This window comes from Caballeronia sp. LjRoot31, assembly GCF_964253885.1.
Classification (GTDB): Bacteria; Pseudomonadota; Gammaproteobacteria; order Burkholderiales; family Burkholderiaceae; genus Caballeronia.
On the sequence record NZ_CAXURX020000001.1, the window covers coordinates 443976 to 458941 of the forward strand.

At 59.9% G+C, this 14966-nt stretch carries 11 protein-coding genes; all 11 read left to right on the plus strand.

Annotation, left to right across the window (positions count from 1 at the left end; translation table 11 throughout):
* Positions 1-1453: 1453 nt before the first annotated feature.
* Positions 1454-5545 (plus strand): DUF3683 domain-containing protein, encoded by a 4092-nt coding sequence (locus ACSQ8V_RS01925; protein WP_436204734.1) that lies wholly within the window; start codon positions 1454-1456, stop codon positions 5543-5545.
* 36 nt (positions 5546-5581) lie between these two features.
* Positions 5582-6010 carry an HIT family protein gene (locus tag ACSQ8V_RS01930; protein ID WP_436183066.1) on the plus strand — a complete coding sequence of 143 codons (429 nt, stop codon included), beginning with the start codon at positions 5582-5584 and terminating at the stop codon, positions 6008-6010.
* Positions 6011-6059: 49 nt separating this feature from the next.
* On the plus strand, positions 6060-6470 hold the full coding sequence (locus ACSQ8V_RS01935; RefSeq protein ID WP_436180707.1) for a gamma-butyrobetaine hydroxylase-like domain-containing protein: 411 nt from the start codon (positions 6060-6062) through the stop codon (positions 6468-6470).
* Positions 6471-6566: 96 nt separating this feature from the next.
* Positions 6567-7298: a bifunctional demethylmenaquinone methyltransferase/2-methoxy-6-polyprenyl-1,4-benzoquinol methylase UbiE gene (gene ubiE, locus ACSQ8V_RS01940; protein ID WP_213765800.1), complete on the plus strand. Its 732-nt coding sequence runs from the start codon at positions 6567-6569 to the stop codon at positions 7296-7298.
* A 25-nt stretch (positions 7299-7323) separates the two neighbouring features.
* On the plus strand, positions 7324-8349 hold the full coding sequence (locus ACSQ8V_RS01945) for a Tim44 domain-containing protein (protein WP_436204735.1): 1026 nt from the start codon (positions 7324-7326) through the stop codon (positions 8347-8349).
* Positions 8350-8529: 180 nt separating this feature from the next.
* Entirely contained in the window at positions 8530-9231 is a 702-nt protein-coding gene (locus ACSQ8V_RS01950; protein ID WP_436204736.1) for a ubiquinone biosynthesis accessory factor UbiJ, read from the plus strand.
* A gap of 11 nt (positions 9232-9242) precedes the next feature.
* Positions 9243-10820 (plus strand): ubiquinone biosynthesis regulatory protein kinase UbiB, encoded by a 1578-nt coding sequence (gene ubiB, locus ACSQ8V_RS01955; protein ID WP_436204737.1) that lies wholly within the window; start codon positions 9243-9245, stop codon positions 10818-10820.
* Positions 10821-10827: 7 nt separating this feature from the next.
* On the plus strand, positions 10828-11523 hold the full coding sequence (locus ACSQ8V_RS01960; RefSeq protein ID WP_436204738.1) for a methyltransferase: 696 nt from the start codon (positions 10828-10830) through the stop codon (positions 11521-11523).
* 190 nt (positions 11524-11713) lie between these two features.
* Positions 11714-12133: an FmdB family zinc ribbon protein gene (locus ACSQ8V_RS01965; RefSeq protein ID WP_213765805.1), complete on the plus strand. Its 420-nt coding sequence runs from the start codon at positions 11714-11716 to the stop codon at positions 12131-12133.
* A 198-nt stretch (positions 12134-12331) separates the two neighbouring features.
* Positions 12332-12988, plus strand: coding sequence for a DUF502 domain-containing protein (locus ACSQ8V_RS01970; RefSeq protein WP_436204739.1), 657 nt, complete (start codon positions 12332-12334; stop codon positions 12986-12988).
* Between the two features lie 78 nt (positions 12989-13066).
* Positions 13067-14869, plus strand: a complete 1803-nt coding sequence (gene aspS, locus ACSQ8V_RS01975) for an aspartate--tRNA ligase (RefSeq protein WP_436204740.1) — start codon at positions 13067-13069, stop codon at positions 14867-14869.
* Positions 14870-14966: the final 97 nt, after the last annotated feature.

Below are 14966 nucleotides of genomic sequence, written 5' to 3' on the forward strand. Positions count from 1 at the left end.
ATTTTCTCTTTATCACTATTAGCCACTGTGCGTGGCGGCACGTCATTTCTTTGTCCAAAGCGACAAAGAAACGAAGCAAAGAAAGCGCTTTCAACCACGCTACCCTAAGTGTCCACAGCGTGCAGTTTTGATTCATAGGTGCCCCAAAAGCACGGTGCTCGCCAGAGCTGAGGATGTTTGAACCCCTCCTTCTCGCGAATCCTGACACGAACACGCTTCGCCCCGTACGCTCTCGGGCAAGCACCATTGCCAAGGAACCACCCCGGCCTCACGCGTCTTTGGATGTGTGAACCCCTCCTTCTCCGAACACGGATACCCACCGCTTCGCCACCGGTGATTGAACCTGCCCAAGGGACACCCCGCGCTATCCGCGAACAACCTCCCTCCAAATGTGTACGCGCCTCGAACCACGTCGCCAACCCTGCTGGAAACGAGGTCGCGAAGATGCGCGCGGCCGTAACCGACGAAAATAACTGTGCGGACCGCGCGGGTAACTCACCAAAACCGGAGCAACAACACGCGTGGTGCCGTGACCTATGGACATAACCGTCAGACCACGTAGCTGACACGCGAAGAGCGCGGCATCCAGAACGCGTGAGGCTGCGCTGATTCTTGAACGCTGGTGCTTGCCCGAGAGCGTACGGGGCGAAGCGTGTTCGTGTCAGGATTCGCGAGAAGGAGGGGTTCACACATCCGTGGCTCTGGCGAGCACCGTGCTTTTGGGGCACCTATGAATCAAAACTGCACGCTGTGGACACTTAGGGTAGCGTGGTTTGAAAGCGTTTTCTTTGCTTCGTTTCTTTGTCGCTTTGGACAAAGAAATGACGTGCCGCCACGCACAGTGGCTAATAGTGATAAAGAGAAAATCCGACTCACGCAGACCACTAACACTGAAAGCAGCAACCCGGCATGAACCCCGACCGCTAACCTAGAACCCACCACCCCGGCACCAACCCGACCGCAAACCCCAGAACCAACGACATCCCCGCCGCTGCCCGCCCCCCCCCGCGATCCCCACCAAACCCAACAACAGTTGAAAAAACCACCAAAACCCCGTCGAAAACTGACATGCACAAAGCCCTTCAACCCACTACCGAGTGCGAACGACAAACACCCCGATGAGTTAGAATTCCTTTTTCGATACAGGATCGGAAGATGCAACGGCAGTCCCGGACCGGCTTTTTGACGCATGTTCCCCGCGACGCTCTACGCGAGTGCTGCGCGCTCTGCTGCGCTATCCACGCGGCTTCGGAACGACATGCGCGTCATCAGCGATCGTGCCGCTGATTCCGGACCCTCCGAAGGTTTTGCATCGTTTGCCAACTGCTGCCGGCGAGCACCTTCACAAAAAAAAGTATCACTCGAAAATCTGCGCCTCCCCGCGCAATGCCGGCTATAGCGCTGCTCGTGATTTCATTGTCAGCACAGGCGCCGGCTCACCGAACTGTCGAATATGAACGCACCCCAAGCCTTCGATCCGAACGGCGCCGCGCATGCCGTGGCCCTGGATACCGAGCCGCGCCTGCGCGAAATTCCCTATAACTACACGTCGTTTTCCGATCGCGAAATCGTAATCCGCCTGCTGGGCGAGGAAGCCTGGGCCGCGTTGGCCATCCTGCGCAGCGAACGCCGCACGGGCCGCTCGGCACGGATGCTGTACGAAGTGCTCGGTGATATCTGGGTCGTGCGTCGCAACCCGTATCTGCAGGACGACCTGCTCGATAACCCGAAACGCCGCGCATTGCTGATCGAAGCGTTGAATCACCGTCTGGGCGATATCGAAAAGCGTCGCAAAGCGGATTTGTCGCAACATCAGGACGACGCCGGCCGGGATCGCGCAGCGCGCGTGGAACTGCTGATCAGCGCCGCCTGCCGCGCGGTCGAAGACTTCAAGAAGGAATTTGAGCAAACCTACGATCTGCGCAAGAAGGCATCGAAGGTATTCAGTAAGGTCACCGAGAAAGACAACATCAAGTTCGACGGCCTGTCGCGGGTTTCCCACGTGACGGACGCAACCGACTGGCGCGTCGAATACCCGTTCGTCGTGCTGACGCCGGATACCGAAGCGGAAATCGCCGGCATGATCAAGGCGTGTTTCGAACTCGGGCTGACCGTGATCCCGCGTGGAGGCGGCACGGGTTACACCGGCGGCGCGATTCCCCTGACGCCGTTCGCGGCCGTCATCAATACCGAAAAGCTCGAGCAACTCGGACCCGTCGAAATGACGGATCTGCCGGGCGTCGACCATAAAGTCGCGACCATTTTCTCGGGCGCGGGCGTGGTCACGCGCCGCGTAACGGAAGCGGCCGAACATGCCGGTTTTGTGTTCGCCGTCGATCCGACGTCGCTGGATGCATCGTGCGTCGGCGGCAATGTCGCGATGAACGCCGGCGGCAAAAAGGCCGTTCTGTGGGGCACGGCGCTCGACAATCTGGCCTGGTGGCGCATGGTCGATCCGCAGGGCGACTGGCTCGAAGTCACGCGCCTGGATCACAACTGCGGCAAGATTCATGACATCCCCGTGGCGCGTTTCCGGCTCGACTGGTTCGACGGATCGCGTGCACCGGGCGAGAAATTGCTGCGCACTGAATCGCTCGATATTGCCGGCAGCAAATTCCGCAAGGAAGGGCTCGGCAAGGACGTGACGGATAAATTCCTGTCGGGTCTGCCGGGCGTGCAGAAGGAAGGCTGCGACGGTCTGATCACATCGGCGCGCTGGATCCTGCACAAGATGCCCGCGCATACGCGCACCGTCTGCCTGGAATTCTTCGGCCAGGCACGCGATGCGATTCCGAGCATCGTGGAAATCAAGGATTACTTGTTCGAGACGTCGAAACAGGGCGGCGCGATTCTCGCCGGTCTCGAACATCTCGACGAACGGTATTTGCGCGCTGTCGGTTACGCGACCAAGAGCAAGCGCAACGCGTTTCCGAAGATGGTGCTGATCGGCGATATCGTCGGTAACGATCCCGATGCGGTCGCCCAGGCCACGTCCGAAGTCGTCCGCATGGCGAACGGCAAGAGCGGCGAAGGCTTTGTCGCGGTGAACGCCGAAGCGCGCAAGCGTTTCTGGCTGGATCGCTCGCGCACGGCGGCCATCGCGAAGCATACGAACGCGTTCAAGATCAACGAAGATGTCGTGATCCCGCTGAACCGCATGGGTGAGTACACGGACGGGATCGAGCGGATCAACATCGAGTTGTCGATCAAGAACAAGCTGCAACTCGTGGATGCCCTCGAAACGTTCTTCAAGACGGGCAAGCTGCCGCTCGGAAAGAGCGATGACGCCAACGAAATTCCGAGCGCCGAATTGCTTGAGGATCGTGTACAGCAAGCGCTCGATCTGTTGCAGCGAGTGCGTGAACGCTGGACGTTCGTCGGCGAGAAGCTGGATCTGCCGTTGCGCGAAGCGCAGCATTATATGGTTCAGCTCGGCTATGAAGGGCTCGCCGAAAAACTGGCCGATCGGGTGGATTCGCAGCCGGGCGTCCGCGTATTCGACGTCGCGCAAGACCGCACGATTCGCGTTTCCTGGAAGCAGGAAATCCGCGCCGAATTGCGTCACATCTTCAACGGCGGCGAGTTCAAGCCCATCCTCGAAGAAGCGCAGAACATCCATAAGAAGGTTCTGCGCGGTCGCGTATTTGTCGCGCTCCATATGCACGCCGGGGACGGCAACGTCCACACCAATATCCCGGTGAACTCCGACAACTACGAGATGCTGCAGGACGCGCATGTCGCGGTCGCACGCATCATGAAGCTGGCGCGCGATCTGGATGGCGTGATTTCGGGCGAACATGGAATCGGCATCACGAAGCTGGAGTTCCTGACCGAAGACGAGATCGCGGAATTCCGCGCGTACAAACAGCGCGTTGACCCGCAAGGCCGTTTCAATGCGGGCAAGTTGCTCGCGGGCGCCGATCTGCGTAACGCCTACACGCCGAGCTTTGGCTTGATGGGCTACGAATCGCTGATCATGCAGCAGTCGGATATTGGCGCGATTGCGGATTCCATCAAGGACTGCCTGCGTTGCGGCAAGTGCAAGCCGGTCTGCGCGACCCACGTGCCGCGCGCCAACCTGCTGTATAGCCCGCGCAACAAGATCCTCGCGACGTCGCTGCTGGTCGAGGCGTTCTTATATGAAGAGCAGACCCGCCGCGGGGTATCCATCAAGCATTGGGACGAATTCAACGACGTCGCCGATCACTGCACCGTCTGCCACAAGTGCGTGACGCCGTGCCCGGTGAAGATCGATTTCGGCGATGTCACCATGAACATGCGCAACCTGCTGCGCAAGATGGGCAAGAAGAAGTTCAACGCGGGCAACGCGGCCGGCATGTTCTTCCTCAACGCCACGAACCCGCAGACCATCAACCTTGCCCGCACGGCGATGATGGGCGTCGGCTACAAGGCGCAGCGGCTGGGCAATGAAGTGCTGAAGAAGTTCGCGAAGAAACAGACGGCGAAACCACCGGCAACGGTCGGTAAACCGGCGGTGACGCAGCAAGTCATCCACTTCATGAACAAGAAGATGCCGGGCAACCTGCCGAAGAAGACGGCGCGGGCGTTGCTGGACATCGAGGACAACAAGATTGTTCCGATCATCCGCAATCCGAAGACGACCACATCGGATACGGAAGCGGTCTTCTACTTCCCGGGCTGCGGTTCGGAGCGCCTGTTCTCGCAAGTCGGTCTCGCCACGCAAGCCATGCTGTGGGAAGCGGGCGTGCAGACGGTGTTGCCGCCGGGTTACCTGTGCTGCGGTTATCCGCAACGCGGCGCTGGTCAATTCGATAAAGCCGAGAAGATCGTCACGGACAATCGCGTGTTGTTCCACCGTGTGGCCAATACGCTGAATTATCTGGATATCAAGACGGTGGTGGTGTCGTGCGGGACTTGCTACGACCAATTGGCCGGCTATGAATTCGAGAAGATTTTCCCGGGCTGCCGGATTATCGATATCCACGAATTCCTGCTGGAAAAGAACATCCGGCTGGAAGGTGTGGCCGGTACGCGCTACATGTACCACGACCCCTGCCACTCGCCGATCAAGACGATGGACCCGATCAAGCTCGTGAATGAAATCATGGGTTCGGCGCACGACGGCTACAAGATCGAGAAGAATGATCGATGCTGCGGCGAATCGGGCACGCTCGCGGTCACGCGGCCGGACATTTCCACGCAGGTCCGTTTCCGCAAGGAAGAGGAAATCCGCAAGGGCGCGGCCAAGCTGCGCGACATTCCGCTCGTAGGCGAGGCGGGTGCAAACGCTGTGAATATGGCGAACGCGTCGGCGGGAACGGCGGGTGCTGCACCGGGTTCAGTGTTAAAAGCAGGCGACGGCGCACAATCCACCGGAACCGACGTCAAGATCCTCACGAGCTGCCCGTCCTGCCTGCAGGGTTTGTCGCGGTATAACGAGGACGCGAACATCGAGGCGGATTACATCGTCGTGGAAATTGCCCGCAAGGTGCTCGGCGCGAGCTGGATGGAAGATTACGTGGCGCGCGCTAACGATGGCGGTATCGAGCGCGTGCTGGTGTAATAGCGGAACCGGGGCTTGTTTCGCTAGAGGAAAATGATGGACTGTGTCTTTTGCCGTGAAGACGGCGGCGAGGTCTTGTGGTCGGATGACGCGGTGCGCGTCGTCCTCGCCGATGAGCCCGAATGGCCGGGCTTTTGCCGGGTGATCTGGCATGCGCACGTGGCGGAGATGTCCGATCTCGACAACGCCGCCCGGCTCAAGATCATGACGGCGGTAAACGGCGTGGAGCGCGCGATCCGTCGTGTGCTCGCGCCGGCGAAGATCAATCTGGCAAGCCTCGGCAACCAGGTTCCTCACGTTCACTGGCACGTCATTCCGCGCCATTCCAACGATTCCCGTTTCCCGCTGCCTGTCTGGGCGCCGCGCCAGCGCACGGTGTCCCAAGCGCTGTTGTCGAATCGCCGGGCACAGGCCACTTTGTTGCGCGAAGCAGTGCGCGCCGAGATGGCGCTGGCGTTCGGCTGACCCTCTGACCCGGGCTAACTGACCTCCTGATTCAATAAAAAGGCTCACCATGAGCGGACTGACCAAACAAACGCCGATTCCGACGGGGATTGTCGTGCATTCGAAAACGCGCGCCCTTGAGTTGCAATATGGCAACGATCAGACGTATCGGATCCCGTTCGAGCTGTTGCGCGTATATTCGCCGTCGGCGGAAGTGCAGGGCCACGGTCCCGGGCAGGAAACTCTGCAAACGGGCAAGCGCGACGTGCTGATCATCGCGATCGAGCCGGTCGGCCACTACGCGTTGCAGCTCAATTTTTCCGATGGTCACAATACCGGTCTTTATTCCTGGGACATCCTGCATGACCTCGCGGTCCGCCAGGATGAACTCTGGGCAGGCTATCTCGCCAAACTGGAAGCGGCGGGCGTTGACCGCGACACGCCAATGATGCCAAAAGCGTCCGGTGGCCACTGCCATTGACCGATTTTTACCTTGTCGCGGCAATTTGTCGCGGCAACTGGCCAAAACCCCCTTTCGGGCGCGGCCAACAACATGAACAAGACAAGGACGAACGCGATGAGCAAGACCCACTTCGGTTTTGAAACGGTCGACGAACAGGAAAAAGCGAAGAAGGTGGCGGGCGTTTTCGATTCGGTCGCAAGCAATTACGACTTGATGAACGACCTGATGTCGGGTGGTCTGCATCGCGCGTGGAAGTTCTTCGCGATCGGCCAGGCGAAGGTTCGTCCAGGCTACAAAGTGCTCGATCTGGCAGGCGGGACGGGCGATCTGGCGAAAGCGTTCGCGAAACAGGCGGGCGAAAAAGGCGAAGTCTGGCACACGGATATCAATGAATCCATGCTGCGCGTCGGGCGTGACCGCCTGATCGATCGAGGCGTGATCACCCCCACCCTGATCTGCGACGCGGAGAAGATTCCGTTCCCGGACAATTATTTCGATATAGTTACAGTTGCCTTTGGACTTCGTAATATGACGCACAAAGATGGTGCGTTAGCAGAAATGTACCGGGTACTGAAGCCGGGCGGCCGAGTTCTGGTTCTGGAGTTCTCGAAGGTATGGGAGCCGTTAAAGAAGGCGTACGATCTCTACAGTTTCAAGTTTTTACCGTGGCTTGGCGACAAATTCGCGAAAGATGCGGATAGCTATCGCTATCTCGCAGAGTCAATCCGGATGCATCCGGACCAGGAAACGTTAAAAATAATGATGGAACGCGCAGGATTGGATCGAGTCGAATATTACAATTTGTCAGGTGGCGTGGTAGCTTTACACGTCGGGACCAAATTTTAGTGTTCCACTTTTATAAGGATTCGAAATGTCCGATTCGCGCTTACCCCAAACTCGGGGTTTCCTGAAGTCGTTATTCAGGAAAGCCGGGGTCGTTGCGCTGGCTGGCGTAATCATGGCCGGTGCTTTGATCGCTGAAGATGCAGAGGCACGCCGCATGGGTGGCGGCCGCAGCATGGGTCGTCAATCAACGACTGCAGCTCAACAGAATCAAGCTACGCCGCCCTCGCAGTCCATGCAGTCGAGCCAGGCCGCCAATGCGCAACGTGCAGCACCGGCAGCGGCGCCTGCCGCCGCGGCTGCACAGCCTGCGCGTAATCGCTGGATGGGACCGCTCGCCGGTCTCGCCGCGGGTCTTGGCATAGCAGCGCTGTTGTCTCACTTCGGTCTTGGCGGCGCGTTCGCCGGCGCAATGGCAAACATGATCATGATCGCGTTGATCGTGATGGCCGCTGTGATGGTGTTCCGCTTCATCATGAACCGCAGGAAAAACGCAAACACACCGGCGTATGCAGCCGCCGGCGCGGGTTCGCCGTTCGGCGGATCGGCACGTACCGGGTTTAACCAGCACGAGCCGAGCTATGTTCCGCCGTCGGCGCCGGGTGGTTATGGTCCGTCCGCCGCTGCGCTGACCAGTGCGAACACGGTGGGCGCCGTGGACGCGGCGCCGCAAGTTGAGGTGCCGGCAGGCTTCGACAGCGAAGCGTTCGTGCGTAACGCCAAGGTCTATTTCGTGCGCTTGCAGGACGCATGGGACCGAGGCAATTCCAACGATATCCGCGAATTCACCACGCCGGAAATGTTCGCGGAAGTGAAGCTGGATATCGATGCACGCGGTACGCAGCCGAACCGCACTGACGTCGTGCAACTCAACGCCGACATCCTGGGCGTCGAGGAGCGTGGCACGGAAAGCCTTGCCAGCGTGCGTTTCCACGGCCTGATTCGTGAAACGGAAGGCGCTGCTGCCGAACCGTTCATCGAGATCTGGAACTTGTCGAAGCAGAAGTACGGCAACGAAGGCTGGTTGCTGGCCGGGATTCAGCAGGTCAGTTAATTGGCAGGTAGCAAGCTGGATGACGGGCTGAAAAAGCCGGTCGTCCGGGCGTTGGAGTGTAGGCCTTATGGCTAACGTGACGTTCGCGTAGACAGGGGGCAAACGATAACGCCGGTTGCAAAGGTAGAATAGAAACCCGCGCGAGTGACCGCTTGCGCGGGTTTTTTCATCTCAGAGCCGATGACGCACGCAGACGAATTCGCCCCCCCCGCAGCACCTTCTGCCACTCAGGCCGCAGCCAGAACCGCATCGAAAGCGTTCGCGGCCGCTGTGAACCATGTGCTCGCGCGCGAATCCTGGGCTCGCGAGCGCCTTGTGCCTTACGCCGGCAAGACCGCGCGGCTGGCACTCTCGCCGTTCTCGCTGTTGTTGATGGTCCAGCCGGACGGGTTCATTGCCGCCGTCGACGAAACCGAGGCGCGCACTTTCGACGTTACCCTCTCTGTTCCCGCCGAGGCCGTCCCGGCGTTCCTGCAAGGCGGCCAGGCGGCTGTGATGAAACACGTCCGCATAGAAGGCGACGCGGAGTTCGCGACGACCATCGCGAAGCTGGCCGAACATCTGCGCTGGGAGCCCGAAGAAGATCTGGCCCGCGTAATTGGCGACGGCCCCGCTCACCGCATTGGTTCGACCGTACGCAAGGTGGGTGAACAAGCGCGCCGCTCGGGTCGGAATCTGCTTGAATCGGTGGCTGAATATCTGCTCGACGAACAACCTCAACTCGTGCGCCGCAGCGCCCTCGACACGTTCAATGCCGAACTGTCGGAAGCCCGGGACGCGCTTGCGCGCGTCGAAAAACGCATCGAGCGACTCGAACAAAAAGCCGAAGCCCGAGGCGCGTCAGCGTCCGGCGCCGCGTCAGCGCGCGGCACGAGCAAGTAATGGGCTGAACCATGCGTCTTCTGCGTTTCCTCAAGATTTTTTTCACCGTAGTGCGATTCGGGCTCGACGAACTGGTGATGAGCGGCATCCAGGACCGCCGTGTCCGCTTGCTCATGCGCGTCACCACGTTCGGCCGCAAGTTCGACGTTCCACGCGGGGTGCGGCTGCGTCTCGCGCTCGAAAGCCTTGGACCCATCTTCGTCAAGTTCGGGCAGGTGCTGTCAACGCGGCGCGATTTGCTTCCTGTCGACATAGCGAACGAACTCGCCAAGCTTCAGGACCAAGTGCCGCCATTCGATTCGGATGTTGCTATCGGCCTTGTGGAGAAGTCGCTGGGCTCACCCATCGACGTTTTGTTCGACGACTTCGAACGTGTACCGGTGGCGAGCGCATCGATCGCGCAGGTGCACTTCGCCAAGATCAAGACCGGAGCGCATGCGGGCAAGGCAGTAGCGGTGAAGGTGTTGCGGCCGAACATGCTGCCCGTGATCGACTCGGATCTCGCGCTGCTGCGCGACATCGCGTACTGGACCGAGCGGCTATGGGCGGACGGCAAGCGGCTGAAGCCACGCGAAGTGGTTGCCGAGTTCGATAAATATCTGCACGACGAACTTGACCTGATGCGCGAGGCTGCGAACGGCAGCCAGTTGCGCCGCAATTTCGCGGGCCTTGATTTGCTGATGGTGCCCGAGATGTATTGGGACTATTCAGCGCCCACCGTGCTGGTGATGGAGCGCATGGTCGGCGTGCCGATCAGTCAGGTGGAAGTGCTGCGAGCGGCCGGCGTGGATATTCCGAAGCTGGCGCAGGAAGGCGTCGAGATATTCTTCACGCAGGTATTCCGCGACGGTTTTTTCCACGCCGACATGCATCCCGGCAACATCCAGGTGAGTCTCGCGGAAGAGACGTTCGGGCGATATATCGCGCTGGACTTCGGGATTGTCGGCGCGTTGTCCGATTTCGATAAAAACTATCTGGCGCAGAATTTCCTGGCCTTCTTCAAGCGCGACTATCACCGGGTGGCCACGCTGCATCTGGAATCGGGCTGGGTGCCGCCGAGCACGCGTGTCGAAGAGCTGGAAAGTGCTATCCGCGCGGTCTGCGAGCCTTACTTCGACCGGGCGTTGAAGGATATTTCGCTGGGCCAGGTGCTGATGCGGCTCTTTTCCACTTCGCGCCGCTTCAACGTCGAGATTCAGCCACAACTCGTGCTGCTGCAGAAAACGATGCTGAACGTGGAAGGGCTCGGCCGGTCGCTCGATCCCGAACTCGATCTTTGGAAGACCGCCAAGCCATATCTCGAGCGCTGGATGAACGAGCAGGTCGGCTGGCGCGGCTGGTACGAGAGGCTGAAACTGGAAGCGCCGCAATGGAGCAAGACGCTGCCGCAGTTGCCGCGCCTGATCCATCAAGTGCTGGCTGACCGGCACGACCAGCCCGGTGGCGGCAATGACGAGCTCATGCGCATGATCCTGCTGGAGCAGAAACGCACGAATCGTTTGCTGCAAGCGTTGCTGATATTCGGGTTGGCGGTGGGCGCGGGCGCTGTGCTTGTCCAGTTCTGGCAGGTATTTGCATACGGAGGTTGAGGGCACCATGATCGACACTCGCAAACCTGCTGAGCCCGCTGTTCCGCCCAGCTTCGACACGCGCGACCCGAATTCCCCTGATTTCTGGAACGAGCGCTTCGACCAGCGCTTTATGCCTTGGGATCAGGCCGGCGTGCCTGAAGCGTTCAAGGCGTTTGCCCTCGAACATCGGAACACGTCGGCGAATGTCCTGATCCCCGGCTGTGGCAGCGCGTACGAAGCGCTATGGCTTGCGCGCGAAAACTGGCCGGTCAGGGCTATCGATTTTTCGCCAAGCGCCATTGCGGCGGCACGTGAACAATTGGGCGAACACGCTGGCGTGGTTGAGCAAGCCGATTTCTTCACGTACCAGCCGCCGTTCGAAACGAACTGGATTTATGAGCGCGCGTTCCTGTGCGCTTTGCCACGAGACCGCTGGCAGGATTACGCCGTGCGCATGGCCGAACTGCTACGGCCCGGCGCGCTGCTGGCGGGTTTCTATTTCCTCGGCGAGACGCCCAAGGGGCCGCCGTTCGGCATTGAGCGGGGCGCGCTCGATGCCCTGCTGACGCCGTATTTCGAGCTCGTGGAAGAGCACGAAGTGACCGGATCTATCAACGTCTTCGCCGGACGCGAACGCTGGCTTACCTGGCGTCGGCGTGCACCGACAGCTACCCTCCTGCCTGAATCCATCGTATCCAGCGTGTCGCCTGTAGTCGGCTGACACGACCCCGTACCTGCATCAAGCGGCCTGCGCTTGCACACGCTCTGTTTCGACAAAAGAAACCTGCGCAAACCTGCCGCATCCCCTTGAAACCTAGGCCTGCCAGCCCAAAATTAAGGGTTGGCCGATGGTTTGCGGCTATAATTCAAGGCTTTGCAAGCGCCGAAACGTTAATCGTAGGAAGAGTGACATGCCGATCTACGCGTACCGCTGCGAGTCCTGCGGCTTCGAAAAAGACGCGCTCCAGAAGATGAGCGATGCACCGCTCAAACAGTGCCCGCAGTGCGGGAAGGAAACATTCGTCAAGCAGGTGACGGCCGCGGGCTTTCAGTTGAAGGGTTCCGGCTGGTACGTGACCGACTTCCGCGGTGGCAATAATGGCGCCGCCGCTGCTCGGAAGGAAGAGGGCGGTAAGAAGGACGAGGGCGCCAAAGCCGAAACGAAGAGCGAAGGCGCATCGGATTCGGGTAATTCGAGTAAAGAGTCGAGCAAGGATTCAGGTAATCAGTCGTCGAAGACCGATTCGGCCACTGCAAGCGCGCCGGCGGCAGGCAGCACGACGTCGGCTGCTGCGTCATCGGGCAAACCGGCGTCGCCTGCATCGAATTGATGCTTGTGGCTGGAGCGAAGCGCGAAGCCTGCAACGCAATCTTGCCCGACCTGTGCGTCCAGTGCGCTCAGTTGCACGATCTGCTCGATCTGTCCGATCGCACGCAAGAAGATGACCGCCCGACGCCATGAATGTGCACCGGGCGGCGAACCAGCCAAACCGTTGAGGCCCACGCGGGGCGGCCTTCCGGCTGTGTAAATGACGACCAAAAAGACTACGTTGAAATCCGTGTTCGCGACCGGCCTGCTGGTGCTGGTTCCACTCGCCATCACGCTGTGGGTGATCGGGCTCGTGATCGGGACCATGGACCAGACGCTCCTGCTGCTGCCGGAATCCTGGCAGCCCGAGCGGCTGTTCGGTTTTCATCTGCCGGGCCTCGGCGCTGTGCTGACGCTCGCCTTCATTTTCGTCGTGGGCTTGCTCACGCAGAACTTCGTCGGCCAGAAACTGGTCGAGTGGTGGGATGTGATCGTGCGTCACATTCCCGTGGTCGGACCGCTGTATACCAGCGTTAAACAGGTGTCGGACACGTTGCTCTCCAGCAGCGGCAACGCGTTTCGCAAGGCACTGCTGATCCGTTACCCGCATTCGGGGTCCTACACCATCGGTTTCCTGACGGGCATTCCCGGCGGCGACGTGGTCAATCACCTGACCGAAGATCATGTGAGCGTCTACGTGCCGACCACGCCGAATCCCACCTCGGGTTTCTTCCTGATGGTGCCGAAAAGCGAAGTCATCGAGCTCGACATGTCTGTCGATGCTGCGTTGAAGTACATCGTCTCGATGGGAGTAGTCGCGCCGTCCATGCCGCAAGCGCACGCTGCGCCGCGTCGCCCCGTCGATCCGCCGCTGTAATGCCGGCGTGCCGCGAACAACGCTTGAGGGCTTGTGCGCGCGCGCCGTTGATCAATGAATAACGAAAGACACAACATCATGTCGATGAGATCTGAATACTGCGGTCTGGTGACCGAAGCTCTGCTGGGCCAAAGCGTTTCGCTGTGCGGCTGGGTACATCGCCGGCGCGACCATGGCGGCGTTATTTTTATCGATTTGCGCGATCGTGAGGGCCTCGTGCAGGTCGTCTGCGATCCGGATCGCGCTGAAATGTTCAAGGTGGCCGAAGGCGTGCGCAACGAGTTTTGCGTGCAGGTGAAGGGTGTCGTGCGCGCTCGTCCGGAAGGCACGGCGAACGCCGGGCTGACCAGCGGCAAGATTGAAGTGCTGTGCCATGAGCTGAATGTGCTGAACCCGTCGGTGACGCCGCCGTTCCAGCTCGACGACGACAACCTCTCCGAAACCACGCGCCTCACGCATCGCGTGCTCGATTTGCGCCGTCCGCAGATGCAGCAGAACCTGCGTTTGCGTTATCGCGTGGCTATTGAAGTGCGCAAGTATTTGGACGCGCAGGGTTTTATCGATATTGAAACGCCGATGCTCACCAAGAGCACGCCGGAAGGTGCGCGCGATTACCTGGTGCCGTCGCGTACGAACCCGGGTCAGTTCTTCGCGCTGCCGCAGTCGCCGCAATTGTTCAAGCAATTGCTGATGGTGGCGAACTTTGACCGCTACTACCAGATTGTGAAATGTTTCCGCGACGAAGACCTGCGCGCGGATCGTCAGCCGGAATTCACGCAGATTGACTGTGAAACGTCGTTTTTGACGGAACAGGAAATCCGCGATCTGTTCGAAGCGATGATCCGTCATGTTTTCAAGGAAACGATCAACGTCGCGCTCGACGAGAAATTCCCGGTCATGCTGTACTCGGAAGCCATGCGCCGTTTCGGCTCGGACAAGCCGGACCTGCGCGTGAAGCTGGAATTCACGGACCTGACGGACGCGGTTCGCGACGTCGATTTCAAGGTTTTCAGCACGCCGGCCAATTCCAAGGACGGCCGCGTGGCGGCAATCCGCGTGCCGCGTGGCGGCGAGATGTCGCGCAGCGAGATCGACGGCTACACGGAATTCGTGCGCATCTACGGCGCGAAGGGTCTGGCCTGGATCAAGGTGAATGACATCGCGAAGGGTCGCGACGGCCTGCAAAGCCCGATCGTGAAGAACCTGCATGATGCATCGATCACCGCGATCATCGAGCGGACCGGCGCGCAGAACGGCGACATCATTTTCTTCGCGGCGGATCGTTCGAAAGTCGTGAACGACAGCTTGGGCGCGTTGCGTCTGAAGATCGGCCATTCGGAATTCGGCCGTGCGAACGGCTTGTTCGAAAAGGGCTGGAAGCCGCTGTGGGTGACCGACTTCCCCATGTTCGAGTTCGACGAGGAAGACAACCGTTACGTGGCTGCGCATCACCCGTTCACGAGCCCGAAGGACGAGCATCTGGAATATCTGGAAACGGACCCGGGCCGCTGCCTCGCGAAGGCCTATGACATGGTGCTGAACGGCTGGGAAATCGGCGGCGGATCGGTGCGGATTTATCAGGAAGAAGTGCAGAGCAAGGTGTTCCGTGCACTCAAGATCAGCGCTGAAGAAGCGCGTATCAAGTTCGGCTTCCTGCTCGACGCGCTTCAGTACGGCGCGCCGCCGCATGGTGGTATTGCGTTCGGGCTGGACCGGATCGTCACGATGATGGCAGGCGCCGATTCCATCCGCGACGTGATCGCGTTCCCGAAGACGCAGCGCGCGACCGATTTGTTGACGCAAGCGCCGAGCGAAGTGGACGAAAAGCAGTTGAAGGAACTGCATATTCGTTTGCGCGCGCCGGAGCCGAAGCCGCAGTAAGCTTGGGCAGCATCACGGGTTGAACAAAAAAGGCGCCGCAGGGCGCCTTTTTCGTTTATGGGGCCGATTGTCCCGCGTCAACTCCCGCCCCGTCCCC